Origin of the sequence: Vibrio sp. L5-1 (assembly GCF_021728315.1) — a bacterium.
Lineage (GTDB): Bacteria > Pseudomonadota > Gammaproteobacteria > Enterobacterales > Vibrionaceae > Vibrio > Vibrio splendidus_K.
Window position 1 is genome coordinate 1,025,398 of record NZ_JAKKCQ010000002.1, and the last position, 26,075, is coordinate 1,051,472.

At 43.8% G+C, this 26,075-nt stretch carries 25 protein-coding genes; 12 read left to right on the forward strand and 13 right to left on the reverse strand.

Going from position 1 to position 26,075, the window contains the following annotated elements; all coding sequences use genetic code 11:
- From mrdA to lipA, 7 genes are all read left to right on the forward strand, one after another.
- Positions 1-1,893: a penicillin-binding protein 2 gene (gene mrdA / locus L3V35_RS11480; protein ID WP_017074228.1), complete on the forward strand. Its 1,893-nt coding sequence runs from the start codon at positions 1-3 to the stop codon at positions 1,891-1,893.
- Positions 1,893-3,014, forward strand: a complete 1,122-nt coding sequence (rodA, locus tag L3V35_RS11485) for a rod shape-determining protein RodA (RefSeq protein ID WP_102551504.1) — start codon at positions 1,893-1,895, stop codon at positions 3,012-3,014. The genes mrdA and rodA overlap by 1 nt, the downstream gene beginning before the upstream one ends.
- A 3-nt stretch (positions 3,015-3,017) precedes the next feature.
- Entirely contained in the window at positions 3,018-3,857 is an 840-nt protein-coding gene (locus L3V35_RS11490) for a septal ring lytic transglycosylase RlpA family protein (RefSeq protein WP_237299723.1), read from the forward strand.
- 93 nt (positions 3,858-3,950) lie between these two features.
- The gene (locus L3V35_RS11495; protein WP_237299725.1) at positions 3,951-5,132 is read left to right on the forward strand and encodes a serine hydrolase; all 1,182 of its coding nucleotides are present in this window, start codon (positions 3,951-3,953) and stop codon (positions 5,130-5,132) included.
- Positions 5,133-5,367: 235 nt separating this feature from the next.
- Positions 5,368-5,643 carry a DUF493 family protein YbeD gene (ybeD, locus tag L3V35_RS11500; protein ID WP_017079938.1) on the forward strand — a complete coding sequence of 92 codons (276 nt, stop codon included), beginning with the start codon at positions 5,368-5,370 and terminating at the stop codon, positions 5,641-5,643.
- Between the two features lie 195 nt (positions 5,644-5,838).
- Positions 5,839-6,498: a lipoyl(octanoyl) transferase LipB gene (lipB, locus tag L3V35_RS11505; RefSeq protein ID WP_017079937.1), complete on the forward strand. Its 660-nt coding sequence runs from the start codon at positions 5,839-5,841 to the stop codon at positions 6,496-6,498.
- 4 nt (positions 6,499-6,502) lie between these two features.
- Complete coding sequence (lipA, locus tag L3V35_RS11510) at positions 6,503-7,468, forward strand: lipoyl synthase (protein WP_171317138.1); 966 nt, start codon at positions 6,503-6,505, stop codon at positions 7,466-7,468.
- A 174-nt stretch (positions 7,469-7,642) separates the two neighbouring features.
- Here the strand turns inward: lipA and L3V35_RS11515 are convergent, their stop codons facing one another.
- The 3 genes from L3V35_RS11515 to L3V35_RS11525 all read right to left on the reverse strand — a co-directional run bounded on the left by L3V35_RS11515 (position 7,643) and on the right by L3V35_RS11525 (position 10,596).
- Positions 7,643-9,004, reverse strand: a complete 1,362-nt coding sequence (locus L3V35_RS11515) for a sodium-dependent transporter (protein ID WP_237299727.1) — start codon at positions 9,002-9,004, stop codon at positions 7,643-7,645.
- A 272-nt stretch (positions 9,005-9,276) separates the two neighbouring features.
- Complete coding sequence (locus L3V35_RS11520; RefSeq protein WP_237299728.1) at positions 9,277-10,035, reverse strand: YggN family protein; 759 nt, start codon at positions 10,033-10,035, stop codon at positions 9,277-9,279.
- 87 nt (positions 10,036-10,122) lie between these two features.
- Positions 10,123-10,596 (reverse strand): GreA/GreB family elongation factor, encoded by a 474-nt coding sequence (locus L3V35_RS11525; protein ID WP_237299730.1) that lies wholly within the window; start codon positions 10,594-10,596, stop codon positions 10,123-10,125.
- Between the two features lie 145 nt (positions 10,597-10,741).
- Here L3V35_RS11525 and L3V35_RS11530 point away from each other — a divergent pair, with 145 nt between their 5' ends.
- Positions 10,742-12,676, forward strand: coding sequence for a RecQ family ATP-dependent DNA helicase (locus L3V35_RS11530; protein ID WP_237299732.1), 1,935 nt, complete (start codon positions 10,742-10,744; stop codon positions 12,674-12,676).
- Between the two features lie 141 nt (positions 12,677-12,817).
- Here L3V35_RS11530 and dinB read toward each other — a convergent pair whose 3' ends face one another.
- Positions 12,818-13,894 carry a DNA polymerase IV gene (dinB, locus tag L3V35_RS11535; RefSeq protein ID WP_054548040.1) on the reverse strand — a complete coding sequence of 359 codons (1,077 nt, stop codon included), beginning with the start codon at positions 13,892-13,894 and terminating at the stop codon, positions 12,818-12,820.
- 162 nt (positions 13,895-14,056) lie between these two features.
- Here dinB and L3V35_RS11540 point away from each other — a divergent pair, with 162 nt between their 5' ends.
- A complete protein-coding gene (locus L3V35_RS11540; RefSeq protein ID WP_054548041.1) occupies positions 14,057-15,298 on the forward strand; it encodes a diguanylate cyclase in 1,242 nt (413 codons plus the stop codon).
- Positions 15,299-15,423: 125 nt separating this feature from the next.
- Here L3V35_RS11540 and nqrM read toward each other — a convergent pair whose 3' ends face one another.
- The 9 genes from nqrM to bolA all read right to left on the reverse strand — a co-directional run bounded on the left by nqrM (position 15,424) and on the right by bolA (position 23,543).
- Positions 15,424-15,678 (reverse strand): (Na+)-NQR maturation NqrM, encoded by a 255-nt coding sequence (nqrM, locus tag L3V35_RS11545; RefSeq protein ID WP_004735214.1) that lies wholly within the window; start codon positions 15,676-15,678, stop codon positions 15,424-15,426.
- Between the two features lie 16 nt (positions 15,679-15,694).
- Positions 15,695-16,699: an FAD:protein FMN transferase gene (locus tag L3V35_RS11550; RefSeq protein ID WP_065206872.1), complete on the reverse strand. Its 1,005-nt coding sequence runs from the start codon at positions 16,697-16,699 to the stop codon at positions 15,695-15,697.
- 174 nt (positions 16,700-16,873) lie between these two features.
- Positions 16,874-18,100: an NADH:ubiquinone reductase (Na(+)-transporting) subunit F gene (gene nqrF, locus L3V35_RS11555; RefSeq protein WP_004735212.1), complete on the reverse strand. Its 1,227-nt coding sequence runs from the start codon at positions 18,098-18,100 to the stop codon at positions 16,874-16,876.
- Positions 18,101-18,129: 29 nt separating this feature from the next.
- On the reverse strand, positions 18,130-18,726 hold the full coding sequence (gene nqrE / locus L3V35_RS11560) for an NADH:ubiquinone reductase (Na(+)-transporting) subunit E (RefSeq protein ID WP_004735211.1): 597 nt from the start codon (positions 18,724-18,726) through the stop codon (positions 18,130-18,132).
- Between the two features lie 7 nt (positions 18,727-18,733).
- Entirely contained in the window at positions 18,734-19,366 is a 633-nt protein-coding gene (locus L3V35_RS11565; RefSeq protein ID WP_004735210.1) for an NADH:ubiquinone reductase (Na(+)-transporting) subunit D, read from the reverse strand.
- Positions 19,366-20,133, reverse strand: coding sequence for a Na(+)-translocating NADH-quinone reductase subunit C (locus L3V35_RS11570; protein WP_004735209.1), 768 nt, complete (start codon positions 20,131-20,133; stop codon positions 19,366-19,368). The genes L3V35_RS11565 and L3V35_RS11570 overlap by 1 nt, the downstream gene beginning before the upstream one ends.
- Positions 20,123-21,367: an NADH:ubiquinone reductase (Na(+)-transporting) subunit B gene (locus tag L3V35_RS11575; protein ID WP_004735208.1), complete on the reverse strand. Its 1,245-nt coding sequence runs from the start codon at positions 21,365-21,367 to the stop codon at positions 20,123-20,125. Before L3V35_RS11575 ends, L3V35_RS11570 begins: the two co-directional genes overlap by 11 nt.
- A 5-nt stretch (positions 21,368-21,372) precedes the next feature.
- Complete coding sequence (locus L3V35_RS11580) at positions 21,373-22,713, reverse strand: Na(+)-translocating NADH-quinone reductase subunit A (protein WP_017080319.1); 1,341 nt, start codon at positions 22,711-22,713, stop codon at positions 21,373-21,375.
- Positions 22,714-23,234: 521 nt separating this feature from the next.
- A complete protein-coding gene (gene bolA, locus L3V35_RS11585; RefSeq protein ID WP_017079929.1) occupies positions 23,235-23,543 on the reverse strand; it encodes a transcriptional regulator BolA in 309 nt (102 codons plus the stop codon).
- Positions 23,544-23,718: 175 nt separating this feature from the next.
- Between bolA and L3V35_RS11590 the strand changes: the two genes are divergently transcribed.
- The 3 genes from L3V35_RS11590 to L3V35_RS11600 all read left to right on the forward strand — a co-directional run bounded on the left by L3V35_RS11590 (position 23,719) and on the right by L3V35_RS11600 (position 26,055).
- Entirely contained in the window at positions 23,719-24,870 is a 1,152-nt protein-coding gene (locus tag L3V35_RS11590) for a methyltransferase (protein ID WP_237299734.1), read from the forward strand.
- A gap of 67 nt (positions 24,871-24,937) precedes the next feature.
- Complete coding sequence (locus L3V35_RS11595) at positions 24,938-25,507, forward strand: YajG family lipoprotein (RefSeq protein WP_017074206.1); 570 nt, start codon at positions 24,938-24,940, stop codon at positions 25,505-25,507.
- Positions 25,507-26,055 carry a peptidylprolyl isomerase gene (locus L3V35_RS11600; RefSeq protein ID WP_237299735.1) on the forward strand — a complete coding sequence of 183 codons (549 nt, stop codon included), beginning with the start codon at positions 25,507-25,509 and terminating at the stop codon, positions 26,053-26,055. Before L3V35_RS11595 ends, L3V35_RS11600 begins: the two co-directional genes overlap by 1 nt.
- Positions 26,056-26,075: the final 20 nt, after the last annotated feature.

Consider the following 26,075-nt stretch of genomic DNA (forward strand, 5'->3'; position numbering starts at 1 on the left):
ATGTTACGTAAACGTAGCCAAATCCGTGATTACAAAGCAGAAGCACGACTATTTACTAGCCGTGCTTTTGTTGCGTTTATGGGGATCATAGTGATGATGTCGATGTTGGTTGTTAACCTGTATAACATTCAGGTCAATCAATATCAGGACTATAAAACTCGCTCAAACGACAACCGTATCAAGGTCGTTCCAATCGCACCCAATCGCGGTTTGATTTACGATCGCAACGGTGTACTTCTGGCCGAAAACCGCCCCGTTTTCAACCTAGAGATCATACCTGAAAAAATCAAAGATATGGATGATACGCTCGTCCGTCTTCAAGCATTAATCGAGATTCCACCAGAACGTATCGAGCGTTTTAATCGTGATCGTCGCAATTCTCGACGCTTTAAATCAGTACCTATCCTAAATCAGCTCACTGAAGAGCAAGTTGCCGTCTTTTCTGTAAACCAACATAAATTCCCAGGCGTTGAAGTTACCGGGACTTTGAAACGTTTCTACCCTTATGGTGATGTGCTTACTCACGTAATCGGTTATGTATCTCGCATCAACGACCGTGACATGAAACGTTTAGTTCGAGAAGAAAAAGACGCTAATTATCAAGCCACTCGCGATATTGGTAAGCTTGGTATTGAACGCTACTACGAAGACATGTTGCACGGCACGGCTGGTTATCAAGAAGTCGAAGTAAACAGTCGTGGACGAGTTATTCGCACCCTCAAATTTGTCCCTTCTATTCCGGGCAAAGATATCGTACTCAACTTAGAGATCAACCTACAACTATACGTACATAAACTGCTCGACGGGCGCCGTGGATCAGCTGTGGTTCTGGATCCCAAAGACAATGGTGTGTTAGCAATGGTATCTAGCCCAAGCTATGACCCTAATGCGTTTGTGCATGGTATTTCATCTAAAGGTTATAACGCTCTACTTCAAAACAAAGACCGACCTTTGGTAAACCGGGCAACCCTAGGTATTTACCCACCAGCGTCTACGATCAAGCCCTTCATTGCCGTTGCTGCATTACAAGAAGGTGTGATAACGCCAAATACAACACGTAACGACCCTGGTTACTGGAAAATACCGAACTCCAAAACTAAGCCTTTCCGTGACTGGTTACGTTGGGGTCACGGTAAAGTTGATATCGTGAAGGCCATTGAAGAGTCCGTCGATACTTTCTTCTACCAAATATCCTTTGATTTGGGTATTGACCGCTTATCTAAGTGGATGATGCTATTCGGCTTTGGCGACTACACTGGCATTGATATTTATGAAGAAAGTAAAGCTAATATGCCAACCCGTGAATGGAAGATGGCAAGACACCGCGTGCCTTGGTATCAAGGTGATACCATCCCTGTCGGCATTGGCCAAGGCTACTGGACAGCAACACCTATGCAGATAGCCAAAGCGACCTCAGTATTAGTCAATGAAGGTGAAGTGACAGCCCCTCACCTATTACGCTCAACGATTGAAAACGGGCGACCATTCGATGAACAAATTATTTCGGAAATCGAGACATATCCACCCATAACAGGCGTAAAACAGAGATACTGGGATATCGCCCAGGAAGGAATGAAACTCGTAAACCACGGTAAAAAAGGAACAGCAAGACGCTCATTCCAGAAGATGTCTTACACCTCTGCTGGTAAATCAGGCACTGCACAAGTCTTTGGTTTGAAGGAAGATGAAGAATACAACGCCGACGAAATTGCTGAGCATCTGCGCGATCACGCGCTCTTCACCGGCTACGCTCCTTTTGAAAATCCTGAAGCGGTTGTCACCATTGTATTAGAGAATGCAGGTGGCGGTTCATCAAATGGTGGTCCAGTAGTAAGAAAGATTTTCGACCATATTATTCTTGCAGAAGATGATGAAAGTAAGGCAATAAAATAATGAAACTTGATCCCTCTACTGGGCGAAATAGAGCCTTATTTGAAAGGCTACATATAGACCTACCGCTGTTACTCGGCATTCTGGTTTTAATGGGCTTCGCTTTATTGATCATGTATAGCGCCAGTGGACAAAGCCTTGCGATGATGGATCGTCAAGCTATGCGTATGGTTCTATCGTTAGGCGTCATGATCTTCTTAGCTCAAATTTCACCTCGTACCTATGAGACTTTAGCTCCGCTACTATTTATTGGCGGTGTCATCTTGCTATTAGGCGTATTGTTCTTTGGTGAAGCCTCGAAAGGTGCACAGCGATGGTTAAACTTTGGTTTTGTAAGATTCCAACCCTCCGAGCTATTAAAACTAGCAGTACCTTTGATGCTGGCTCGATTCATTGGTAAGCGCTCTCTCCCGCCGACTTTCCAAACCTTAGCCATTTCACTAGTGATGGTGTTTGTCCCTACGATCCTTATTGCTAAACAACCCGATTTAGGTACGTCAATACTCATCGCAGCGTCAGGCATCTTTGTTATATTTCTGGCTGGGATCAGTTGGAAAATCATTGCCAGTGCAGCGATTGCGCTGGGTGGTTTTATTCCAATCTTGTGGTTCTTCTTGATGCGTGAGTATCAAAAAGTACGTGTAAGAACCCTTTTTGATCCTGAATCAGATCCATTAGGTGCGGGCTACCACATAATTCAAAGTAAAATTGCGATAGGTTCTGGTGGTATATCAGGAAAAGGCTGGTTGCAAGGTACTCAATCTCAATTGGAGTTCATTCCAGAGCGGCACACAGACTTTATTTTTGCGGTAATTGCCGAAGAATGGGGCATGATCGGCATTCTGTTTTTACTCGCTATCTACCTATTTATCATTGGGCGTGGTTTAGTTCTTGCGAGCCAAGCACAAACCGCATTTGGTCGAATGATGGGCGGCAGTATTGTACTGAGCTTCTTCGTCTATATATTCGTAAACATTGGCATGGTAAGTGGCATTCTGCCAGTGGTTGGGGTACCCCTTCCTTTGGTCAGTTATGGCGGTACATCTATGGTTACCCTAATGGCTGGTTTTGGTATTTTAATGTCGATCCATACACACAGAAAAGCATTCTCAAAGGCGACCTAATTGATGTCTATTAAAGAATTCCCCCTAAAAACATCTTTGGTCAATGAACTGCCAATCAAAAAAATGCTGTCTATCGTCGGATTGGCGGTTTTGATTAATGGCTGTTCTTCCCAAGAACAAAAAGGTCGCTACGACATTGATTCTGATATTGCGCCAGATACGCCAATATCAGTCGAGCACCTAGAAGACGCTCACCCGCAGTATGAACCTTATAGCTTAGGCGGTAACAGTAATTACACTTTGCGTGGTGAAGACTACAAAATCGTCAAAAAAACGGAAGGATTTACCGAGAAAGGCAAAGCATCTTGGTACGGTAAAAAGTTTCATGGCCATTTAACGTCAAACGGTGAGATCTACGACATGTATTCTATGTCTGCAGCTCACAAAACATTACCTATTCCAAGCTATGTAAAAGTAACTAACACCGACAACGACAAGACGACGATTGTTCGTATCAATGACCGAGGCCCATTCCATGAAGGACGAATCATTGACCTTAGTTATGCGGCGGCTTACAAGCTCGATGTATTGAGAACCGGCACCGCAAATGTTGAGATAGAAGTCATTACTGTGGCTATGCCAACCGACGCGAATAAAAAGGCCGCTTTGCCACAATTTATTATTCAGGTAGCCACTTCTCCACATGAAGACAGAACCGAGAAGTTAGCCCAAGATCTAGGCGAAAAGCTAGCTGTAGCAACGTTCTTGCAGCCAAATGACGACAACTACCGTCTGATGCTTGGGCCATTTCATGACTATGCTCTGACTCAAGAGAAATTAGAACAAGTTAAGCTAATGGGTTACCCGTCAGCTTATATAAAAAAACACACACTAACCCGCTAATTAATCTAACAGTTACTTCTGGTAATCAGCGCTCTGGTGTGACAGAGTGATTCTGTTAATATATGAATAGTTCACCAAATAATTGCATTCAAAATGATTAAATCTAATAAACTTGTTAAATCGATTTTTGCTACTTCTGTTGCTCTTTCTGCAACGATAGCTACATCGTCATTCGCCGCTCCAATTGTAGTCCCTGATGCACCGCAAATCGCCGCTAAAGGTTTTGTTCTGATGGATTACCATTCAGGCAAAGTACTAGCAGAGAAAGAGATGAACACTCAACTTTCTCCAGCAAGTTTAACCAAGATGATGACGAGCTACGTGATCGGCCAAGAGCTAGAACGTGGCAACATCAATCTAACTGATGACGTTGTTATCAGTGAGAATGCTTGGGCTAAAAACTTCCCAGATTCATCGAAAATGTTCATTGAAGTGGGCACAACGGTTAAAGTGGAAGAACTGAACCGTGGCATCATCATTCAATCAGGCAACGATGCTACTGTTGCAATGGCTGAGCATATTGCTGGTTCTGAAGATGCATTCGTTGACCTAATGAACGCATGGGCAAGCTCTATCGGCATGAAAGACACGCACTTTGCTAACGTGCACGGTCTAGACAACCCGAATCTATACTCAACACCTTATGATATGGCGCTACTTGGTCAGGCGCTGATTCGCGATGTTCCTGATGAGTACCGTATCTACTCAGAGAAAAAATTCACTTACAACGGCATCACCCAGTACAACCGTAACGGTCTGTTATGGGATAAGAGCATGAACGTTGATGGCATCAAAACGGGCCATACAAGCAAGGCAGGTTATAGCCTAGTAAGCTCAGCAACCGAAGGCAAAATGCGCCTAGTTGCTGTTGTGATGGGAACTAAAAATGCTAACGCTCGTAAAACAGAAAGCAAAAAGCTGCTTAGCTACGGCTTCCGTTTCTTCGAAACAGTGGCGCCACACACAGCCGGTGAAACCTTCGTAGAAGAGAAGATCTGGATGGGTAGCAAGGATACAGTTGCACTAGGTGTCGACGAAGATACTTTCGTTACCCTACCTCGTGGTCAAGCTAAGAACCTAAAAGCAAGCTTCGTTCTTGAAAAGGAACTAGAAGCACCAATCAGCAAAGGCGATGTTGTCGGTAAACTATTCTACCAAGTTGATGGTGAAGACGTTGCTGAATACCCACTACTTGCACTTGAAGATGTAGACCAAGGCAGCTTATTTAGCCGTCTATGGGACTACCTAGTATTGCTGTTTAAGGGTTTATTCTAAACCAGTCAAAGCTTTGCTCTAAGCAACACACAAGCTCAGTGCAAAGCTAACTCAATGAGTAAGTTCATTATTTACTCATTGACGAACTAAAAGCCGCCATGTGCGGCTTTTGTTGATCTTGAGTTCAGCGATGTTTACACGTAATATTCCGCCCTATTACTCGTGTCTGTTGACCGAACACGCTTTTTATCGACATTTCGCCAATTTGCGAGAGTCTAGCCTTTTGGAGCTATTCATGAACATCAATTCTGATGCAAAACTAAAAGATCTCTTAGAGTTCCCTTGTTCATTCACTTACAAAGTAATGGGCTATGCAAAGCCAGAACTTACTGAGCTAGTGCTAGAAGTGATCCAGCGTCATGCTCCTGGTGACTACAGCCCAACGCTAAAACCGAGTGCGAAAGGTAACTACCACTCTGTTTCGATCAATATTACAGCGACTTCAATTGAGCAAGTAGAAACGCTTTATAAAGAACTGGGCGAGATCGAAATCGTTCGTATGGTTCTGTAATCTCCGATTACACATGAAAAACAGCGGCTTATTGCCGCTGTTTTTGTTTGAAGCACCCTATCTAAGTCAAATTCATTCAACTTAATTTTCAATAAATACAAAGAAAGTTGAAAAACCTTGCAGTCCGTCTGTAGTTAGAATCATGTTTCGCGTTTATAATGCGTTCACTTTATTAATCCTTGGGGGAGTGCTACTTTGCAAAATAAGCTAATCGTAAAAAAATTAGGCCGTCAGGATTACGAACCTGTATGGAAAGCCATGCATAAGTTCACAGACGAACGCACAGAAGAAGACGTAGACCAAGTTTGGTTGGTTGAACACAACCCTGTCTTCACTCAAGGACAAGCAGGCAAAGCCGAGCATGTATTAAATGCCGGTGATATCCCTGTCATTCAAAGCGATCGCGGTGGCCAAGTGACTTACCATGGCCCAGGCCAGTTAGTCGCTTACTTTTTGATTAACATCCGCCGCAAAAAATTCGGAGTACGTGATTTGGTGACTCATATCGAGAACCTCGTAATCAACACTCTGAAAGCTTACAATATAAATTCAACTGCCCGACCTGACGCTCCTGGTGTCTATGTCGATGGCAAGAAAATCTGTTCACTCGGATTACGTATTCGACGTGGCTGCTCGTTCCACGGGTTAGCACTCAACGTCGATATGGACCTGTCTCCATTCCTACGCATTAACCCATGCGGTTACCAAGGCATGGAAATGGCGCAGGTAAGCCAACTCGGCGGACCAAGTGAACTAGAAAACGTTGAGCAACAGTTAATACAAGAGCTAGTAGAACTACTCGGCTATGACCAAGTAGACATTCAAGCCACCAGTAACATTACAGCAGAAGCATAAAATCATGAGCAAACCAATCCAAATGGAAAAAGGCGTTAAATATCGTGACGCTGACAAAATGGCATTAATTCCCGTAAAGAATATGCCTGCTGAACAGAAAGAAGTTCTACGTAAGCCTGCATGGATGAAGATTAAACTTCCTTCAGACAGCCATCGTATTCAAGAAATCAAATCAGCAATGCGTAAAAACAACCTGCACTCAGTTTGTGAAGAAGCGTCTTGCCCTAACCTAGCCGAGTGTTTTAACCACGGCACGGCAACGTTTATGATTCTTGGCGCTATCTGTACTCGTCGCTGCCCGTTCTGTGATGTTGCCCATGGTCGCCCTGTTGCTCCTGAAGCAGAAGAGCCGAAGAAACTGGCTAAGACGATTAAAGACATGAAACTGAAGTACGTAGTAATCACTTCAGTTGACCGTGATGACTTGCGTGATGGCGGTGCTCAACACTTTGCTGACTGTAACCGTGAAATTCGCGAACAAAACCCAAATATTCGTATCGAAACGCTGGTACCAGACTTCCGTGGTCGTATGGACGTTGCGCTTGATCTAATGAAAAACAACCCGCCAGATGTTTTCAACCACAACCTAGAGACAGCGCCGCGTCTATACCGCAAAGCGCGTCCAGGTGCGAACTACAAATGGTCTCTTGATCTATTGAAGAAATTCAAAGAACAGCACCCAACTATCCCAACAAAATCAGGGGTGATGATGGGCCTTGGTGAGACGAAAGAAGAGATCGTTCAAGTACTGAAAGACCTTCGTGAACATGGTGTAACGATGCTGACACTAGGCCAATACCTAGCACCAAGCCGTCACCACTTACCAGTAGAACGCTACGTGCCGCCTTCTGAGTTCGATGAGCTGAAAGAAATTGCTCTAGAGCTAGGCTTCACTCACGCCGCTTGTGGTCCGTTTGTACGTTCTTCTTACCATGCAGACTTACAGGCTCAAGGTATGGAAATTAAGTAATCACGATTGCTTAACTAGAAATACGAAGGCGCTGACTATTATGTTCAGCGCCTTTTTTCTATCTTGTTCGTGCCACTTAAAAACAACAAAGCCACTCTTTATGAGTGGCTCTGTGCTTAACGTTTCAAGTTCTTCTGAGGGTTTAGGTTCAGAGAGTCCCGATAGGGTTCAGCGTTAGCCGAAAGAAGCCCAGATAACCGTTGCTACCAAGATTGGGCACACGAACTTCACATACATTGGCCACACTTTACCAAACCAACCAAGCTGAAAGTCAGGGCAGCCCTGTTCAAGTTCTTTCACCTTAGAAGCTCGGCTCCATACCCAACCACCAAACACGCAGAACATCAGTGCAGCAATCGGTTGAAGGTACTGAGTCGCAATCATCGCCACCATGCCAAACATCGCGGCAAAGTTATAAACAATCACCACACTGAACAATGCGATGGCACCACCAATCACCCAGCTAGTAGGCGTTCGTCTGGTATTGAAACGCTCGCTCACTAGTGCTACAGGACCTTCAAGCATCGAAATCGATGAAGTCAGTGCTGCAATCGTTAGCAATAAGAAGAAAACAATCGCGAAGATCTGACCAAGTACGCCTAAGCTATCAAACATCAAAGGCAGAACCGTAAATACCAGCGTGTCTGAGCTCAATAGTGAGCCGTCTTCAGCATAGATTTGTACACCTTTCTGCATCGCAACAAACATTGCAGGCATAACCACTAAGCCAGCAATAAACGCGACAGCAGTATCAACCAAAGTTACGTTCATCGCCATTTTTGGTAGGTTCTCTTTCTTGCTTAAGTAAGAACCGTAAACCAACATAGAGCAGCCACCAATGGTTAGCGAGAAGAAGCCTTGTCCCATTGCCGCTAGAATCAGTTTTCTATCCCACACTTTCTCAAAGTCTGGAACCAAGTAATGTTTCAGCCCTTCCATCGCACCGGCTTGCGTCATGATGTAAACAAACAGTAAGCCAAACAAAATGAACAATGCCGGCATTAAGCGAGTCGACCACTTCTCGATACCTTGCTTAACCCCCCCCTGAACAATCAAGATAGTCAGCACATAGAATGCGACCGTACCAAATACATTGCGCTCAACACTGAAGCCTTTAAACCAATCAGCAACAGCTTCTAGACCGACAAGATCAGCGACTGCACCAATTAGGAAGCAAATCAACCAACCGCCGACAATACTATAAAAGGCTAACACGGCACTTGGGACACTTAGGCCAATCCAACCGACAAATTCACCGACTTTCTTACCTAACGGATTTGTCGTCAACGAGCGCATACTATCGACAGGGTTCGCTTGACCATGGCGGCCAATCGCCATCTCAACCACCAGCATCGGGAAAGCAACCACGAAAATCATGATTAGGTAAACAAGCAGAAAAGCGCCACCGCCGTTACTGGCAACTTGAGTTGGGAAACCCCAAATATTACCTAAGCCAACAGCTGCACCCGCCGCTGCTAAAATAAAACCCAAACGAGAGCTAAAGTGCTCTCTTGAAGAGGAAGATTGTTGGTCCATATTGCCCGCATCAAAAATCAGTGAACTAGTTTAGAAGTACAGTAATCAAAAGCAATGATAGGCACAACCAATAAATGAACAATTATCTTATTTTTACAATCTATTTAGTATTTAAGACCAAGTTATTAACAATTACCCAGACTAACTGGCCACATAAAATCAAGAAAACGATTGATCAGCCTACTGAGAGGCATTCCTAAGTTAATTGTTAGCTTATTTAACCCATAAAAAAAGCACCAATCGGTGCTCTTCTAACGAATCTGAAACTCAGGCTAGATAGTAAATACTTGGTAATCTTTTAGGTTCGGAATGATTTCATGCAGCTCTTGCTCTTGTTCTGCCATCTCATCAAGTGAATCACAGAACTCATTCGCTTCCTCTTGCACTTGTTGAGAGTGTTCTTTCATTCGCTCTTCAACTTTAAGCTTTAATTCAGCCATGCTATCAGCCAATTCGGTAAGGTTTAAACCACCATCTTGTTTCATTTTTTCTGACATCGCATTAAAAGCGCTGGAGATAAATTCTTGATTAAAGATTTCTTTCGCCTTTTCGAAATCTTCAGACCAACCATTGGCCATCGAATCGAAACTATTAGCCGGTAGGACTAACTCGCCATCTTTATAATAACGAGCCTCTAATTCAGCAAAGTACGTTTTCATTGATTCTTTTACATTATCAAACGACTCTGGAGAATCTAGGCTGGCAGCGATGTCATCAATAACATCATTCGCCAAGGCTAAGCTGTCATTCGCCATTTGTTTTGCGCGTGGTAAATACTCATTCATGCTGTCGCGGTATTTTTCAATTGCCGCTTGTTGGTCGGCATCAAGTGCGACCTTTTCACCATGAATATAAAGATCGTTATTGCCATCCAGAATAGCTGTATCACCATTTACTTGATGGATTTCGACTTTCTGCTCGTCAATTCGTAGTTCATTTTTCAAATCAACTCGACACTGAGCTGCAAAAGTTGGCAGGCTCACAACAGCGGTAGCCACTGTTAATGATGCAATTAATACGCTTTTTTTCATAACACCCTCTCATCAATCTGCCCAACGACTATACCGCTAGTTTATGCTTCTTTGTCAGAAAAACGTTTATATTTATAAGCCTGTCATTCAGTCAATCGATACTACTTCATAGCAAAACTGTTTATCAGCAACCCTAAACTCAATTTCATCACCGACTTCTTTGCCCATTAGAGCCTGACCAAATGGTGCATTCGACGTCACGATGGCAATCTCATTTTCGTTCCATGTAACAGAAAGCCCACCGACTCTTGGCCCTAGGAAAAAGTGCTTATGTTCATCATGTTCGTCAATGACCACAACATAGCTGCTGACGGCAATTCTTTCACTATCTCGTAATACGAGGTTTCGGTAACACTGGATGTCATCTTCACACTCTTGAACCCGCATCGCTTGTCCATGGGCAAGGTACGAGGCTTCTAACGCTAAGGTATCGTACTTGTGCTCTGGCACGGTCTCTTCATCGGTGGCAGCATCAATCGCACGCTGAGTCGCAGATTGGGCGATACGTAGTCGGGATTCGAGTTGCTCTAAGATTATTTGGCGAAGCTCAGACTTATTCATACTATTGGGGTGCTTTTCTATAGGAGCTACAGAATAGAATTAGGTACAATCAGGTGCAAGACATTTGATTCATCAAGCGACGCTATCATGAATGGACGCTCGCTTTATCATCAATACGACACTTAATAATTCAGGTAGAACATAAATGATTGAGCAGAAGTTAAAACAAGTATTCGGATTCGACTCACTGCGTAATGGGCAAAAGCAAGTCATTGATAATGTTCTATCTGGTCATTCGACGGCGGCCATATTCCCAACCGGATCAGGTAAGTCGCTTTGCTATCAGTTGCCAGCGCTAGCATTGCCACATTTAACCTTAGTGATATCGCCACTGTTAGCTTTAATGAAAGACCAGCTCAGCTTCTTGCACAGCAAAGGCATTAGCGCAGCTGCAATCGAATCAAGCCAAGACAGACAAACCACCCAACAAGTGATGCAGTCGGTACGTAACGGAGACACCAAGATCCTGATGATCTCGGTTGAGCGTCTTAAGAACGAACGCTTTCGCCAGTTTATCTCCCAAGTACCAATCTCGTTACTGGTGGTCGATGAAGCGCACTGTATTTCAGAATGGGGGCATAACTTTAGACCAGACTACCTAAAGCTTCCCCAGTACCAAAAACAGCTCAATATTCCTCAGGTACTGCTGCTGACAGCAACCGCGACCACATCAGTTATCCAAGATATGAAGTCTAAGTTTGATATCGATGAAGATCGAGTTGTCGTTACCGGTTTCTATCGTGAAAACCTTGACCTCTCAATTCAACCTTGCGAACAAACCAGCAAACTAGAAACCTTGTGCAACGTCGTTAATCAAGCTTCTCTTGCTCCGACTATTGTTTATGTCACCCTTCAACAAACAGCAGAGATGGTGGCTCAGCAACTTCGTAACGCTGGCGTAAATGCTGTTGCTTATCATGCAGGTCTTAAGCCTGAAAACCGAGATGTAATTCAACATCAATTCATGAATGATGACGTGAACTGTATCGTGGCCACCATTGCGTTTGGTATGGGCGTCGATAAATCCAACATTCGCCGAGTCATTCACTTTGATTTACCTAAATCGATAGAGAACTACTCGCAAGAGATCGGTCGAGCAGGCCGAGATGGCCAGCCTTCAGAATGTATTCTTCTCGCCAACAAGTACGGCCTCAGTACACTAGAGAACTTCGTATTTGGCGATACGCCAGACAACATATCGATCCAAGCAGTATTGAAAGAGATCTACGAAAATCAAAACATTGGCGTTTCTGGCTCAAACCAATGGGAGATTATGCTTAACCAGCTATCACGTGAATCCAACGTTCGTCAGTTACCGCTAAAAACACTACTGGTGTATCTTGAAATTGAAGGCGTGATTGAGCCGAAGTACAGCTACTTTGCTGACTACAAATTTAAGTTCGTTCGCCCGAAGCAGCAGATCACCGAACAGTTCCAAGGCGAACGTCGTCATTTTGTAGAAGCGATTTTCCAGTGCTCGCCTCAAGCCAGAGTCTGGTGCCAAGTCGACTTCGATGCGCTGTGGACACATTTCCAGACTGATCGTCAGCGTGTGATTGCGGCAATCGATTATTTCAATGAACAAGGTTGGATTGAGTTGGAAAGTAAGCAGATCACAGATGTATATGCGATCCACAACACCTCTGAAGGCATGATGCAGTTATCGGAACGTCTAACTGAATTGTTTAAAGAAAAAGAGAACAGTGAAATAAACCGTCTTAACCAAATGCTGAGCTTCTTTGAGGCAGACACTTGTCTAAGCTCACGCCTAGCGAGCTACTTTGCCGATGATAAGGCACCAAAAAAATGTGGTCATTGCTCGGTATGCCGTGGTGAGGTGGCAATATTACCAACCGTCGATATTGAACCCGTTGACGACGAAACCGTAATGACATGGATTCATGAATTTGTATCTAAGAGCCAACAATTGATCACCGACGAAGCCATTACGCGTTTTCTATGCGGAATAGCAACCCCGCTTTCAACTAAGCTTAAAGCCAGCAAAATGGTCGGTTACGGAAAGTTAGAGCAGCAACCATTCAGTGATACCTTAGCGCGAGTTAAACAGCTTCCTAGATAAGGCATCTCACGTATTGATATAGAAACTGGCTAGGCTATGAAGTCTAGTCGGTGCTTATCAGTGCACATCTCATTACTCTATTCCCACTTATCCTCTATCCTCACCTACCCTCTATTCTTATTACTCTCTAAACAAGACAGCCTAAAAGAAACTCAACTGACGCATTTGATCTTTGGGTTGTAGCATCACGCTCAAACCAAGCAGGCGTATTTCTCGCCCCTGTTGTCTTTTCAGTATTTCACTTAACAGTTCTTTGAAGTGTTCACGATCTAGAGAGGCGTGTATGTGTTCAATTGTGGTTTGTTGAAAGTCGGCGAACTTGAGCTTAATGCCCTGCTTGATGATCGCTTTACTTGGGCTGGCTTTTTCGAGACGAGTTTCAAGCTCAGGAAACAGCTTATCTTCGATCACCTGCCAACATTCCTCGTAGGTAGAAATGTTTTGAGTAAAGGTGCGCTCCACACCTACCGATTTTCGTTCACGTTCGATGATAACTTCTCGGTCATCAACTCCATGACTGCGCTTCCATAGTGATGCACCTTGACGGCCAAACCTGAGCAATAGATCGCGATAATCAGACTCCTTAATATCCTTACAAGTAAAGAAGCCTGCTTGATGCAGTTTTTCGATACTGACCTTGCCAACACCGGGAATCTTTTCGAGTGGGAGCTCATCAATCACGGCTTGTACGTCTTGTGGAGGAATCACAAACTGTCCGTTAGGTTTGTTCATATCTGACGCTACTTTCGCTAGAAACTTTATTGGAGCGATGCCAGCCGAAGCGGTCAAGTTGAGTTCATTCCAGATATCGTGACGAATCGCCTCTGCAATCAGTGTGGCCGAACCATGACATTGCTTGGAATCGGTGACATCAAGGAAAGCTTCATCCAAAGAAAGAGGTTCGATGATGGATGTGTATCGAGAAAAAATTTCGCGGATCTTTTTCGATATATCGACGTAGACCGACATTCTCCCAGGGACAACCAACAGGTTGGGGCAAAGCTGCAGCGCTTTTCCTGTTGGCATTGCAGAACGAATACCAAACTTGCGAGCTTCGTAATTACATGTACTCAAAACCCCGCGCTGTTTTTCATGTCCCCCGACGGCGAGCGGGCGATTTCTATAAGATGGGTTATCTCGCATTTCTACAGCTGCGTAAAAACAATCCATATCAACATGGATTATTTTTCTAACTTTCTCTTCGCCCGCACTACACATTTGGGAATAACTCACCTTACAACTGTATCTATGAACAGTATAATCAATTATTCCTAGATTTAAAATGATCTGGAGTCCAGCTCAAGAGGTTTCTCTTCAATAGCCGCCTACTATTCTGATAGTATTGTTAAGGAGTATTTAGTCTATAAGTAGGGATAGCTTTTGAGTGAGAAAATACTAGTAGTAGAAGACAGTCGTGCATTCAGAAACTACCTGTACCAGCAATTTAAAAATGATGGCTATGATGTTTCACTGGCTGAATCTGTAGCAGAAGCCAAAGCTATCTTAGAGCAAGAGACGGATTTCTTGTGTGCGGTGCTCGATTACTGCTTACCCGATGGCCAAGATGGTGAGATCATTGATTTGGTACTCGGCTATCAACAAAAAATCATCGTGCTCACGGGCATGTTCAACAACACACTTCGAGAGCAAGTACTCGCAAAAGGTGTGCTTGATTACATCCTCAAAGACAGCATGTCGTCAGTCAGTTACTTACTTCCTCTGGTTAATCGAATCTCGAATAACCGATACCATAAAGCTTTAGTTGTTGATGATTCTGCTGTGGTTCGTCGATATGTCGTCCAACTTCTTGAGCATCAATATATTCAAACGATTCAAGCGGAAGATGGAGAGCAAGCACTAGAGCTCCTCCAAAACGATCCTGATATCACTTTTGTTGTTACCGACCATGACATGCCGAACAAAGATGGCATTTCGATGACCCGTGATATTCGAGTCCAACACGATCGTAATCAACTCGCTATTCTCGGCCTATCTGGCAGTGATGATCGCACAATGACTGCTCGCTTCCTTAAAGCTGGCGCCAACGACTTCCTTTATAAGCCATTTAACCAAGAAGAATTTTTCTGCCGTATTCACCAATTACTCGACATGAAAGAAGCGACCAACGAGCTGTTTCGTCATGCAAACGAGGATGCTCTGACCGGACTTTGGAACCGTCGCTACCTATTCAATAAAACATGTAAAGGCTGCGAACATCGCAGTATCGCCATGATGGATATCGACTTTTTTAAAAAGGTGAATGATACCTACGGCCACGACGGTGGTGACGCGGTATTAATTGAGATTGGTAAAATCATCAAAGAGCACTTTAAAGATGATTTAGCGGCTCGCTTCGGTGGCGAAGAGTTTTGCATTCAGTCATGCGAACCATTTGAAGATTTTATAGAGACCTTGGAGTCGATGAGAGTCGCAATTGAAAATCATGAAGTGCAGCATGATTCACATGTGATTAAAGTGAGCATGAGCATTGGCGTGACCGACCAAGAAGGCTCTTTAGACGAGCAAATCAAAGCAGCAGACGAGCTACTTTATACCGCGAAAAAGCAAGGTCGAAACCAGTTGATATGCGCTCGTAATAACCTTCAACGCGTTAATGAGTAACTCCTGCTTTCCTAGAGCACGAATCGAGTCAGCCTCTAAAATGAAAAGCCCAAGGTGTTAACCTTGGGCTCTTTGTTTTTTGGGGAGCAGGTTTCGCTCCTAATCGTTATTGCTGCTAATCGCAATTAAGCAATACGATCTTTATTCCAAGAAGCTTCTTTTTGCTGACGCTCAGCCAGTTTCTCTTCGCGGTACGCTTCACGTGCTTCACGCTTTTTGCGCGCATCACAAGGTTCAGGACAGTTACATACTTTATCAATACCAACAGCCCCTAAGCCACCACAGCTACCCTTCACAACTTTCTTTTGGATAATATAGCCAATAGACATCGCTGCGATTACTGCAAGAAAAACACCAAATGTAATCAGAAATGTATTCATAATTCTCTCGCTTACCTTATTTACCTAAGTATGGCTTAAATGCTTCTGAAGCAATTTCTTTAAAGCCATCTGCTGTTTTAACCACCATAAACGCTGGGATGTTATGCTGGTTAGCGATTTCCATTCCTCTTACTTCACCTAAGACCATAAGGCCTGTAGATAAGCCATCTGCAGTCATTGAAGACGGGTTTAAAACGGTTACAGAAACCACTTTATGATGAAGCGGCTTGCCTGTTTCAGGGTTGATGATGTGTGAGTAACGAACACCATCGCGCTCAAAATAGTTACGGTAGTCACCAGATGTTGCGATCGCCATATCACCCGGCTCGATGATCTCTTGAATGTTGCGCTCGTCGACAGTTGGCTTCTCTATGGCGATACGCCAACCCACACTTTCACGGTTTAAACCCTTCAAGCGGATTTCACCACCTACTTCAACCATGTAATTATGAATACCAATTGAATCAAGGTAATCAGCAACGACATCCACACCCCAACCTTTTGCGATAGTTGAAAGGTCAACATACAAGTTAGGCAAGTCTTTGCTTAGCTTATTACCTTCAACGCTTAAGTGATGAATACCAACCTTAGCCTTGCGAGCCGCAAGCTCTTCATCTGATGGAACCACTTCAGGACGAGCTTCAGGGCCAAACCCCCAAAGGTTAACTAATGGTCCAACCGTAACATCCAATGCACCTTCAGTAAGACCGTTCAAACGAATCGCTTCTTTCACAACAATAGCTGTTTGTTCAGATACTTCGAATGCATCGGCACCTTTATGCTGGTTAAAACGGCTCAGTTCTGAGTCCTCACGGTAGGTCGACATTTGATCATTCACTTCTTCAAGCAGACGGTCGATCTCGGTATGAACTTCGTTAGACTCAGGAAATTCATCACCATTGATGTACTTAATATTGTAACTGGTACCCATTGTAGGGCCACTTAAATGCACTTGCTCTCTTGCCTGATCACAGCCCGCAAGAAAAATCAAAGAAGTTAATGCAACAAGCCAAATTCTCACTTGCTTACTCCTGTTTAAGGTTAAGGATTTATATAAGGAAAAATAAGAGTAAAAAATAGGTATTTTGAATACCTTACTCTTTCTTATATAAGCCAGTTTGTTGTCACGAGTAGTCTTAGAAAAACAAATGGCTGACTCGTAAGAGTCAGCCATAATATCAATCACTTAAATGGATTAACCACCGAAGTCATCTAGTAGGATGTTTTCATCTTCTACACCAAGATCTTTCAGCATGCCGATAACAGCCGCGTTCATCATTGGTGGACCACACATGTAGTACTCACAGTCTTCAGGAGCTTCATGATCCTTCAGGTAGTTTTCGTACAATACGTTGTGGATGAAACCTGTGTAACCATCCCAGTTGTCCTCTGGTTGAGGATCAGACAGTGCACAGTGCCACACGAAGTTCTCGTTTGCAGCCGCTAGGCCATCGAAATCTTCAATGTAGAACATCTCACGCTTAGAACGTGCACCGTACCAGTAAGACATCTTACGAGTAGAGTTAAGACGCTTAAGTTGGTCGAAGATATGTGAACGCATTGGCGCCATACCTGCACCACCACCGATGAATACCATTTCATTGTCTGTGTCTTTAGCAAAGAACTCACCAAATGGACCAGAAATAGTACATTTGTCGCCTTCTTTAAGAGACCAGATGTATGAAGACATCACACCAGGAGCTACGTCAGGGTTGTTTGGCGGCGGAGTTGCGATACGCACGTTAAGCTTGATGATGCCTTTCTCTTCTGGGTATGAAGCCATAGAGTAAGCACGAATCGAATGCTCTTTAACGATAGACTCGTAACGGAACAAGTTGAACTTATCCCAGTCACCACGGTATTCGTCAGGAATATCGTAATCTGCGTATTTCACGTGATGTGGTTCAGCTTCAATCTGAATATAACCACCCGCGCGGAACGGTACTTCTTCACCTTCAGGGATAGCAAGTGCTAGCTCTTTGATGAAAGTAGCTTCGTTATCATTAGAGATAACTGTACATTCCCACTTCTTAACACCAAAGATGTCTTCGTCTAGCTCAATCTCCATGTCAGTTTTCATAGCAACTTGACATGCAAGACGTTCGCCTTCGCGAGCTTCGCCTTTGGTGATGTGATCAAGTTCAGTTGGTAGGATGTCGCCACCACCAGACTTAACTTTTACACGACACTGACCACAAGAGCCACCGCCACCACAAGCAGACGATACGAAGATACCAGCGCCAGCTAGGGCACCAAGTAGCTTGCTACCAGGTTGAGTAACGATCGCCTTTTCAGGGTCGCCGTTTACAGCAATAGTGATGTCACCTGATGGTACTAGCTTAGACTTAGCGAAAAGAATCACTAGTACTAGAGCCAATACAATAATGGTAAACATCGCTACGCCAAGAATAATGCTTTGCATTTGTTATTCCTTATTACTGGGTGCTTACCCTACAGTTGAACACCAGAGAAAGACATAAAGCCTAACGCCATCAGACCAACAGTAATGAACGTGATACCAAGGCCACGTAGACCTGGAGGTACGTCAGAGTACTTCATCTTCTCACGGATACCCGCAAGAGCAACGATAGCTAACATCCAACCCACACCAGAACCGAAGCCGTAAACAACAGATTCAGCAAAGTTGTAGTCACGAGTTACCATGAAAGATACACCACCAAAGATTGCACAGTTAACTGTGATCAATGGAAGGAAGATACCTAGTGCGTTGTACAAAGGTGGGAAGAAACGGTCTAGAACCATCTCTAGGATTTGTACAAGTGCAGCGATAACACCGATGAATGCGATGAAGTTAAGGAAACTTAAATCGACACCGGCAACAAGTGCATTTTCTTTTAGGATGTGTGTGTAAACAAGGTTGTTTACAGGAACAGCGATTGTAAGTACTACAACTACCGCAACACCAAGACCAAAAGAAGTTTTAACTTTCTTAGAAACCGCTAGGAATGTACACATACCTAGGAAGAAAGAAAGCGCCATGTTTTCGATGAAAATCGATTTAACTAGCAGACTAATATAATGTTCCATGACTACCTTACCCCTTCGCTTCTACTTGTTCTGGTTTGAACACACGAATTGCCCAAATCAAGAAACCAATTAGGAAGAATGCAGAAGGTGCTAGAAGCATCAAGCCGTTTGGCTGATACCAACCACCGTTGCTCACTAGAGGTAGTACTTCCATACCAAATAGTTTGCCAGAGCCTAGAAGCTCACGGAAGAAACCAACAGTGATAAGAACGAAACCGTAACCAAGACCGTTACCAAGACCATCGATGAAAGATGGGATTGGCGCAGACTTCATTGCGAATGCTTCAGCACGACCCATTACAATACAGTTAGTAATGATTAGGCCAACGAATACAGATAGCTGCTTAGAGATATCGTATAAGTATGCTTTAAGCACTTGGTCTACCACGATTACTAATGATGCGATAATTGCCATCTGAACGATGATACGCACACTGTTAGGAATGTGGTTACGGATCAAAGAAACGAAGAAGTTAGACAGAGCAGTAACGAACATTACCGCGATAGTCATAACAAATGCTGTTTCTAGCTTAGTGGTTACCGCAAGAGCAGAACACACACCAAGAACCTGTAGCGCGATTGGGTTGTTATCCAACACAGGCGCTAAGATGCTCTTTTTAATTTCTTTTGCACTAGACATTAGTTCAGACCTCCGTCACGAACTTTTGCTAGGAACGGACCAAAGCCCATATCACCTAACCAGAAGTCAAATGTATGTTGAACACCAACGCTGGTCAGTGTTGCACCAGAAAGGCCATCTACACCGTGCTCAGAACCTTGAGGAGCGCCACCTTTAACAACCTGGATAGCAGGTTTGTGGTTTTCGTCGAATAATTTCTTACCAACGAATTGAGCGCGCCAAGTTGGGTTCTCAACTTCACCACCAAGTCCAGGAGTTTCACCTTGCTCGTAGTAAGTGATACCAGAAACTGTGTTGCCATCAGTTTCTACCGCAACGAATGCGTACATCATTGACCATAGACCGTTACCGTGAACAGGGATGATAACTTTAGAAGTTTCAGCGCCATCTTTCACTAGGTATACCGTACCCGTGTTAGCACGACGAATGATCTTTGCGATGTCATCTTCAGCTGAAAGCTTGATTGACTGAGCAGGATCTTTTGCCGCTTTACGTTGGTCGTATGCAGCAGCGTCGCCGTCAACGAAATCGCCAGTAGCGAAATCAACTAGACGAGGTTCGATGTTCTCTGCGTACAGTGCTGGGATATTACCCGCAAGTTCAATGCCCGCAACTTCAAGGATCTTAGTTTGCTGATCCAGAACTGCGTTAGCTTGTTGCTTAGGTTTAAGAACAACTGCAGCTGTTGAAACGATGATTGAGCACACTAGGCTCAATGCGATAACAACAAACAGCGTCTTTTTAATGCTATCGTTATTACTTGCCATAGCGCGCTAGTCTCCGCTTAATGTTCTTCTCGATTACAACGTGGTCAAACAGAGGAGCAAATAGGTTTGCGAATAGAATCGCAAGCATCATGCCTTCTGGGTATGCAGGGTTAACTACACGAATCATTACACACATTGCGCCGATTAGGATGCCGTACCACCACTTACCTTTATTGGTAAATGAAGCTGATACTGGGTCAGTCGCCATGAAGAACATACCGAATGCGAAACCACCTAGAACTAGGTGCCAATGCCAAGGCATGCTGAACATTGCATTAGTGTCAGAACCAATCACGTTAAATAGTGTTGATACTGCAACCATACCGATCATTACACCCGCAATGATGCGCCATGAAGCAATGCCCATGTAAACAATCATTGCTGCACCAATCATAAGTGCAAGCGTTGAAACTTCACCGATAGAACCTGGAATGTTACCAATGAATGCGTCCATCCAAGTGATTGCTTCACCCGATGTTACGTTCATTAGTGCACTACCGCCGCCTTGAGCCCATTGGCTAAGAGCAGTTGCACCAGAGAAGCCATCTGCAGCAGTCCAAACTACGTCACCTGAAATCTGTGCAGGGTATGCAAAGAACAGGAACGCACGACCAGCAAGAGCAGGGTTCAAGAAGTTACGACCCGTACCACCGAAGATCTCTTTCGCAACAACAACACCAAAGGTAATACCTAGTGCTGCTTGCCATAGAGGAAGCGTTGGCGGAACGATAAGCGCAAATAAGATAGAAGTAACAAAGAAACCTTCGTTGACTTCGTGCTTACGCACCATACAGAACAGTACTTCCCAGAAACCACCAACGATAAATACCGTTGCGTAGATAGGTAAGAAGTAAGTCGCACCCAAGAGCATCTTACTGCCCCAACCTGCATCGGCCCCTAAGGAGGCTCCAAGCATTTCGGTTAGCCAGTAGTGCCAGTTACCATCAATGATAGAAACTAGTTCTGCACCTGAATACATGTGGTTTAGTGCTGCGATAGCCTGACCACCTGCGTTGTACATACCCCAGAACATTGCTGGGAATACCGCAAGCCAAACCATGATCATGATACGTTTTAAATCAACGCTATCACGGACATGCGAGCTTTTCTTTGTAACAGTACCTGGTGTGTAGAAAAGTGTTGCTGCTGCTTCGTAAAGCGCAAACCACGTTTCGTGTTTACCACCTGGTTCAAAATGATGCTCGATGTCTTCAATAAACTTTTTAAGGCCCATGAAAATTACCCTTCCTTCACAATTGTATCTAGGCATTCACGAAGTAACTGACCGTACTCGTACTTACCAGGACATACAAAGGTACACAGTGCTAAATCTTCTTCATCTAGCTCTAGCGCACCAAGTGCTTGTGCACTATCAACGTCACCAGCGCATAGATCGCGAAGCAGCAAAGTAGGCTCCATATCTAACGGCATTACTTTCTCGTAGTTACCAATTGGAACCATAGAGCGATCACTACCGTTCGTTGTCGTTGTCATGTTGAACAACTGACCTTTAAACACGTGACCAAGGAATGAACGAGTAACAGAGAACTTGTTCTTACCAGGCATAGCCCAGCCGAATAGCTCTTTATCACGACCTTCACGAAGAACCGAAACTTGTTGATGGTAACGGCCAAGGTAAGCATGTGGACCTGAAGCGTGAACACCAGATAGCACTGAACCTGAGATCAGGCGAACTTCACCTGGCATCAACTCGCTGTCCGTTAACTCTTCAAGGCTAGCACCAATTTGAGTACGAACTAGACGAGGGTTGTTAACTACTGGACCAGCCAGAGAAACAACGCGCTCAGAGTAAATCTCACCAGTAAGGAAAAGCTTACCGAATGCGATCACGTCTTGGTAGTTAATGCTCCACGCTACATTTTGTGCATTTACCGGATACAGGTAATGCATATGCGTGCCTGCAAGACCTGCAGGGTGTGGGCCATCAAAAACATGTTCTTCAACGTTAGACTGAGCTGAACGAGGTAAGCTAGTACCTTTTTTACAAACGTACACTTTACCGTTAGTCAGAGTTGAAAGAAGATCTAAACCAGCAACGAAAGCATCAGACTGCTCGTTAATGATTAATTCTGGCTCAGCTGCTAGCGGATTAGTATCCATAGCAGTAACGAAAATAGCCTGAGTTTCAGAATCAACTGCTGGAACCTTGCTGAACGGACGAGTTCGCAAAGCGGTCCATGCGCCAGACTCAACTAATTGAGCTTTAACCGTTTCACGGTCAAGGCCTACTAGTTGGTTAGCTTCATAGCTATTGAACGTGATTTGCTCATTGCCTGCTACTTCAATCACTACTGATTGAAGAACACGCTTAGCACCACGGTTCACTTCAATAACTTTACCGCTTGCTGGAGAAGTAAATACAACACCTGGGTTCTTTTTATCTGCAAAAAGAACTTGGCCTTTCTTCACTTCATCACCAACGCGAGCATGCATCGTAGGACGCATACCAACGTACTCTTCGCCAAGCAAGGCGACTTTAGTGATGGACTTACCATCATTAATCACCTGGGATGGAGTTCCTGCGATAGGAAGATCCAAACCCTTCTTTATTGTAATCATACGCACTTGCACTACTTTATCGGGAAAAAGATTCTTTTAATTGCGTAAATTCAGGACGTTTTAAAATCGCCCTTAGACACGACATTACAGTGTCCGGTTTTGGTAAATTTGAGATACCAAAATCGCAACAATACATTAATAAACTCATCACAAGAATTATGTGAGATTTATCAGGTGCCATATTCTAGCATTTTTTGACAACTTGATGCCATGACCAATAACTTGAATACGGCCTTTATTTGGTGAGATTTGAAGCATATGGACTCTCAAATATGTATAAATTTGACGAGCCGCACAGATAGAATGGCTTTTAGAACGTGTTTTAAACAAGAGATTAATACTCTGTCACAAACTAATATTTTACGTGTTATGTTGAAACACTGTTAATAAAAACATTACTCATTGTAGGTATTTTCGCTAGGTCAATTTACCATCAGCTTGAGTGATATAACAACAGAAAACAGATAGATTTTGAGACAAAAGAGGCGGTCTAGCCGCCTCTTCTATATGGGTTAATTATCTTACTTACCACCACCCATACACATCGGGCTATCTGGCACGTTATTTAGCTGCTTCATCCATTCATCTTTTGTATAAGTGTGAATGGATAGTGCGTGAATATTATTCGCTAACTCTTCTGATAGTGCTTTATTCACCGCTCTATGACGAGCAATAAGACGCAAACCTTCAAACACATCGCTGACAACAATCACTTTAAAATGACTCTCAGAACCAGCCGGAACATTGTGCATATAGCTCTCATTCACCACGTTTAAATGACTTGGTGAAAACTCATTGTGCAATTTTGTTTCGATAACTTCTTGGATCATCGTGATTCCTTAAATAGCGTATTGGCATTATCTGTCGCTCCAGTATAAACCCTAACTGACCGACTGTCTGAGTATTTCATCGCTGACTCGAGGGGTTTAGTCGAGTTTTTTATATCTTGTTCAGGCTGCATTTGAGACAATATCTTTGTTATTTCTTACATAAGTATCTCAAGCAATGAAAACTGAACTTACCCTTCACGATAGAACTTTAACCCTAAATCGTTTCCCCAACCGTTCAAATGAAACCCTTCAAGCTTGGGATGCCGGCGACGAATATCTGATTAGCCATGTTGAAGAGATGAACCTTGAACCGGGTAAACACATCCTGATCATGAACGACAGTTTTGGTGCCCTATCCGCTTGGTTCTCCAAAGATCATGACGTGACCATGATGAGTGACTCTTTCATTTCTCATCGCGGAACGCTAAAAAACTTACAGCGCAATCAAAGTAACCGAGTGAACTTCTTGAACACGATGGATGATATCCCACACGGTATCGACCTTGTGATCATGCAATTGCCAAAAACCAACCGCCACCTAATATGGCAATTGAGCCAGTTGCGCCAAGCATTACCTGAAGGTTGCCAAGTGATTGGTGTGAATAAAGTAAAAGAGATTCACACTTCAACACTGAACCTGTTTGAAAAATATCTCGGTGAAACCAAAACCTCTCTGGCTAAGAAAAAGCATCGTCTTGTGTTCTCTTCTCCAAACAGCCAACCGATTCAAACAGTAGAACCTTATGTTGGATGGGACGTAGACGGTGAAGATATCCGCCTGAAAAATTTACCAAATGTTTACTCAGGGGAAGCACTCGATCAAGGCGCTCGTTATATGCTAGAGCACATCCCTCAAGATCCTGAGCTACGTCATATTATCGACTTAGGCTGTGGCAACGGTGTATTGAGTGTAAAAGCTGGGCAATTGAACCCACAAGCTCGTATCACCTGTGTGGATGAAAGCTTTATGGCGGTGGAATCGGCGCGCCAAAACGTCAAGGATAACCTTGGTGAAGAAGGCAACTTCCAGTTCATCGCCAACAACTGTTTAGATGGCTTCAAGAAGAACAGCACTTACTTAGTTATGTGTAATCCTCCGTTCCACCAGCAACAAGCAATTACAGACCACATTGCATGGCAAATGTTCTGTGATGCAAAGCATGTTCTAAGCAATGGAGGCAAATTAATTGTTATTGGCAACCGCCACCTCGGATACGATGTCAAACTAGCAAGATTATTTGGTGAAGCGAACGTCGAAACGCTTGAGTTGAACCAAAAATTTGAGATATTACAGGCAACAAGAGAACCTGCTAATTTTAATAAATAGGCAGTAGACTGCTTCATAAGAATTTAAAATACCGAGCTTCTGGTGTGAATTTAGAAAGGATAAAGGAATGAAAAAACTGATTTTGGCTGCCTCTATTATGGCTTTAACAGCATGTTCAGCCCCTCAGCAAGAACAGATCAATGTAATGCCAGAAGCTTCGCTAAGCTCAAGCAACCTTGTACAAGGCAAAACATACACACTAACCAGTAAAGATGTTCGTGCAGCTCAGTACGTAGCATTAGTTGATAGTGGCCGTTCAAATATCCAGCCGATTCACGCTAAACAGAACATGCGTATTTCTCTAGAGGACGCATTAGCAAAACAACTGGAATCCCAAGGTTTCCGCGCAAGCGTAAACAGTGAAAACTCAATTGTTTTAGAGATTCAAGAAGCACTTGTTACCGTAGAACACACCATTATGGAAAACCAAATGGACGGTAAAGTCACACTTGAAGTTACCGCTGAGACACCTGAAGGTAAGCTTGTAAAAACATTCAACGGCACTGCAACTCGTACCGGAGCATTAAGCGCTTCAAACGACGACATTTCAATGGTTCTAAACGATGTGATCAACTTGGTTCTTACTGAAATCGCGAACGACCCTGAACTACAAAACTACATGAAGGAACGTTTCTAATGAGCCGCATTCTAACTTCTATCGCATTAATGCTGGTTAGCGTAAGCGTTTGGGCTGGCCCTAAAGTGAACGTAGAGACAACATTAGGCGACTTCACTATCGAGCTGAACCAAGAGCAAGCACCGGTTAGTGTTGATAATTTCCTTAAATACGTCGCAGACGGCAGCTACGAAGGCACTATCTTCCACCGAGTAATTCCTGGCTTCATGGCTCAAGGTGGTGGCTTTGACCAAGATATGAATCAACAAGCAACTTATGCTCCTATCAAAAATGAAGGCAGTAACGGTCTAAAGAATGATACAGCAACGATAGCAATGGCTCGCACTAATGCGCCAGATTCTGCGACTCGTCAGTTCTTTATCAACTTTTCGGATAACGACTTCTTGAATGCAAAAGGTGGTAACCCGGGCTACGCTGTTTTTGGCACGGTAACTGAAGGGTTTGATGTCGTACAAAAGATGGCAACCATTCCGACTAAGCGAATGGGCCGCATGTCAGATATTCCAACCGACCCTATCATCATCAACAAAGTAACACTTCTTAAGTAATCTCATACAGCGCCCTTAAC

Bases quoted from the DNA above. Each gene is read 5' to 3' on its own strand.
- mrdA (WP_017074228.1), top strand. From the start codon at position 1: ATGTTACGTAAACGTAGCCAAATCCGTGATTACAAAGCAGAAGCACGA.
- L3V35_RS11600 (WP_237299735.1), top strand. From the start codon at position 25,507: ATGAGCCGCATTCTAACTTCTATCGCATTAATGCTGGTTAGCGTAAGC.
- L3V35_RS11580 (WP_017080319.1), bottom strand. From the start codon at position 22,713: ATGATTACAATAAAGAAGGGTTTGGATCTTCCTATCGCAGGAACTCCA.
- bolA (WP_017079929.1), bottom strand. From the start codon at position 23,543: ATGATCCAAGAAGTTATCGAAACAAAATTGCACAATGAGTTTTCACCA.
- nqrF (WP_004735212.1), bottom strand. From the start codon at position 18,100: ATGCAAAGCATTATTCTTGGCGTAGCGATGTTTACCATTATTGTATTG.
- nqrM (WP_004735214.1), bottom strand. From the start codon at position 15,678: ATGAATACATTTCTGATTACATTTGGTGTTTTTCTTGCAGTAATCGCA.
- L3V35_RS11590 (WP_237299734.1), top strand. From the start codon at position 23,719: ATGAAAACTGAACTTACCCTTCACGATAGAACTTTAACCCTAAATCGT.
- L3V35_RS11570 (WP_004735209.1), bottom strand. From the start codon at position 20,133: ATGGCAAGTAATAACGATAGCATTAAAAAGACGCTGTTTGTTGTTATC.
- nqrE (WP_004735211.1), bottom strand. From the start codon at position 18,726: ATGGAACATTATATTAGTCTGCTAGTTAAATCGATTTTCATCGAAAAC.
- L3V35_RS11520 (WP_237299728.1), bottom strand. From the start codon at position 10,035: ATGAAAAAAAGCGTATTAATTGCATCATTAACAGTGGCTACCGCTGTT.
- ybeD (WP_017079938.1), top strand. From the start codon at position 5,368: ATGAACATCAATTCTGATGCAAAACTAAAAGATCTCTTAGAGTTCCCT.
- L3V35_RS11595 (WP_017074206.1), top strand. From the start codon at position 24,938: ATGAAAAAACTGATTTTGGCTGCCTCTATTATGGCTTTAACAGCATGT.
- L3V35_RS11495 (WP_237299725.1), top strand. From the start codon at position 3,951: ATGATTAAATCTAATAAACTTGTTAAATCGATTTTTGCTACTTCTGTT.
- rodA (WP_102551504.1), top strand. From the start codon at position 1,893: ATGAAACTTGATCCCTCTACTGGGCGAAATAGAGCCTTATTTGAAAGG.
- dinB (WP_054548040.1), bottom strand. From the start codon at position 13,894: ATGTGTAGTGCGGGCGAAGAGAAAGTTAGAAAAATAATCCATGTTGAT.
- L3V35_RS11525 (WP_237299730.1), bottom strand. From the start codon at position 10,596: ATGAATAAGTCTGAGCTTCGCCAAATAATCTTAGAGCAACTCGAATCC.
- L3V35_RS11490 (WP_237299723.1), top strand. From the start codon at position 3,018: ATGTCTATTAAAGAATTCCCCCTAAAAACATCTTTGGTCAATGAACTG.
- L3V35_RS11530 (WP_237299732.1), top strand. From the start codon at position 10,742: ATGATTGAGCAGAAGTTAAAACAAGTATTCGGATTCGACTCACTGCGT.
- lipA (WP_171317138.1), top strand. From the start codon at position 6,503: ATGAGCAAACCAATCCAAATGGAAAAAGGCGTTAAATATCGTGACGCT.
- L3V35_RS11565 (WP_004735210.1), bottom strand. From the start codon at position 19,366: ATGTCTAGTGCAAAAGAAATTAAAAAGAGCATCTTAGCGCCTGTGTTG.
- L3V35_RS11575 (WP_004735208.1), bottom strand. From the start codon at position 21,367: ATGGGCCTTAAAAAGTTTATTGAAGACATCGAGCATCATTTTGAACCA.
- L3V35_RS11515 (WP_237299727.1), bottom strand. From the start codon at position 9,004: ATGGACCAACAATCTTCCTCTTCAAGAGAGCACTTTAGCTCTCGTTTG.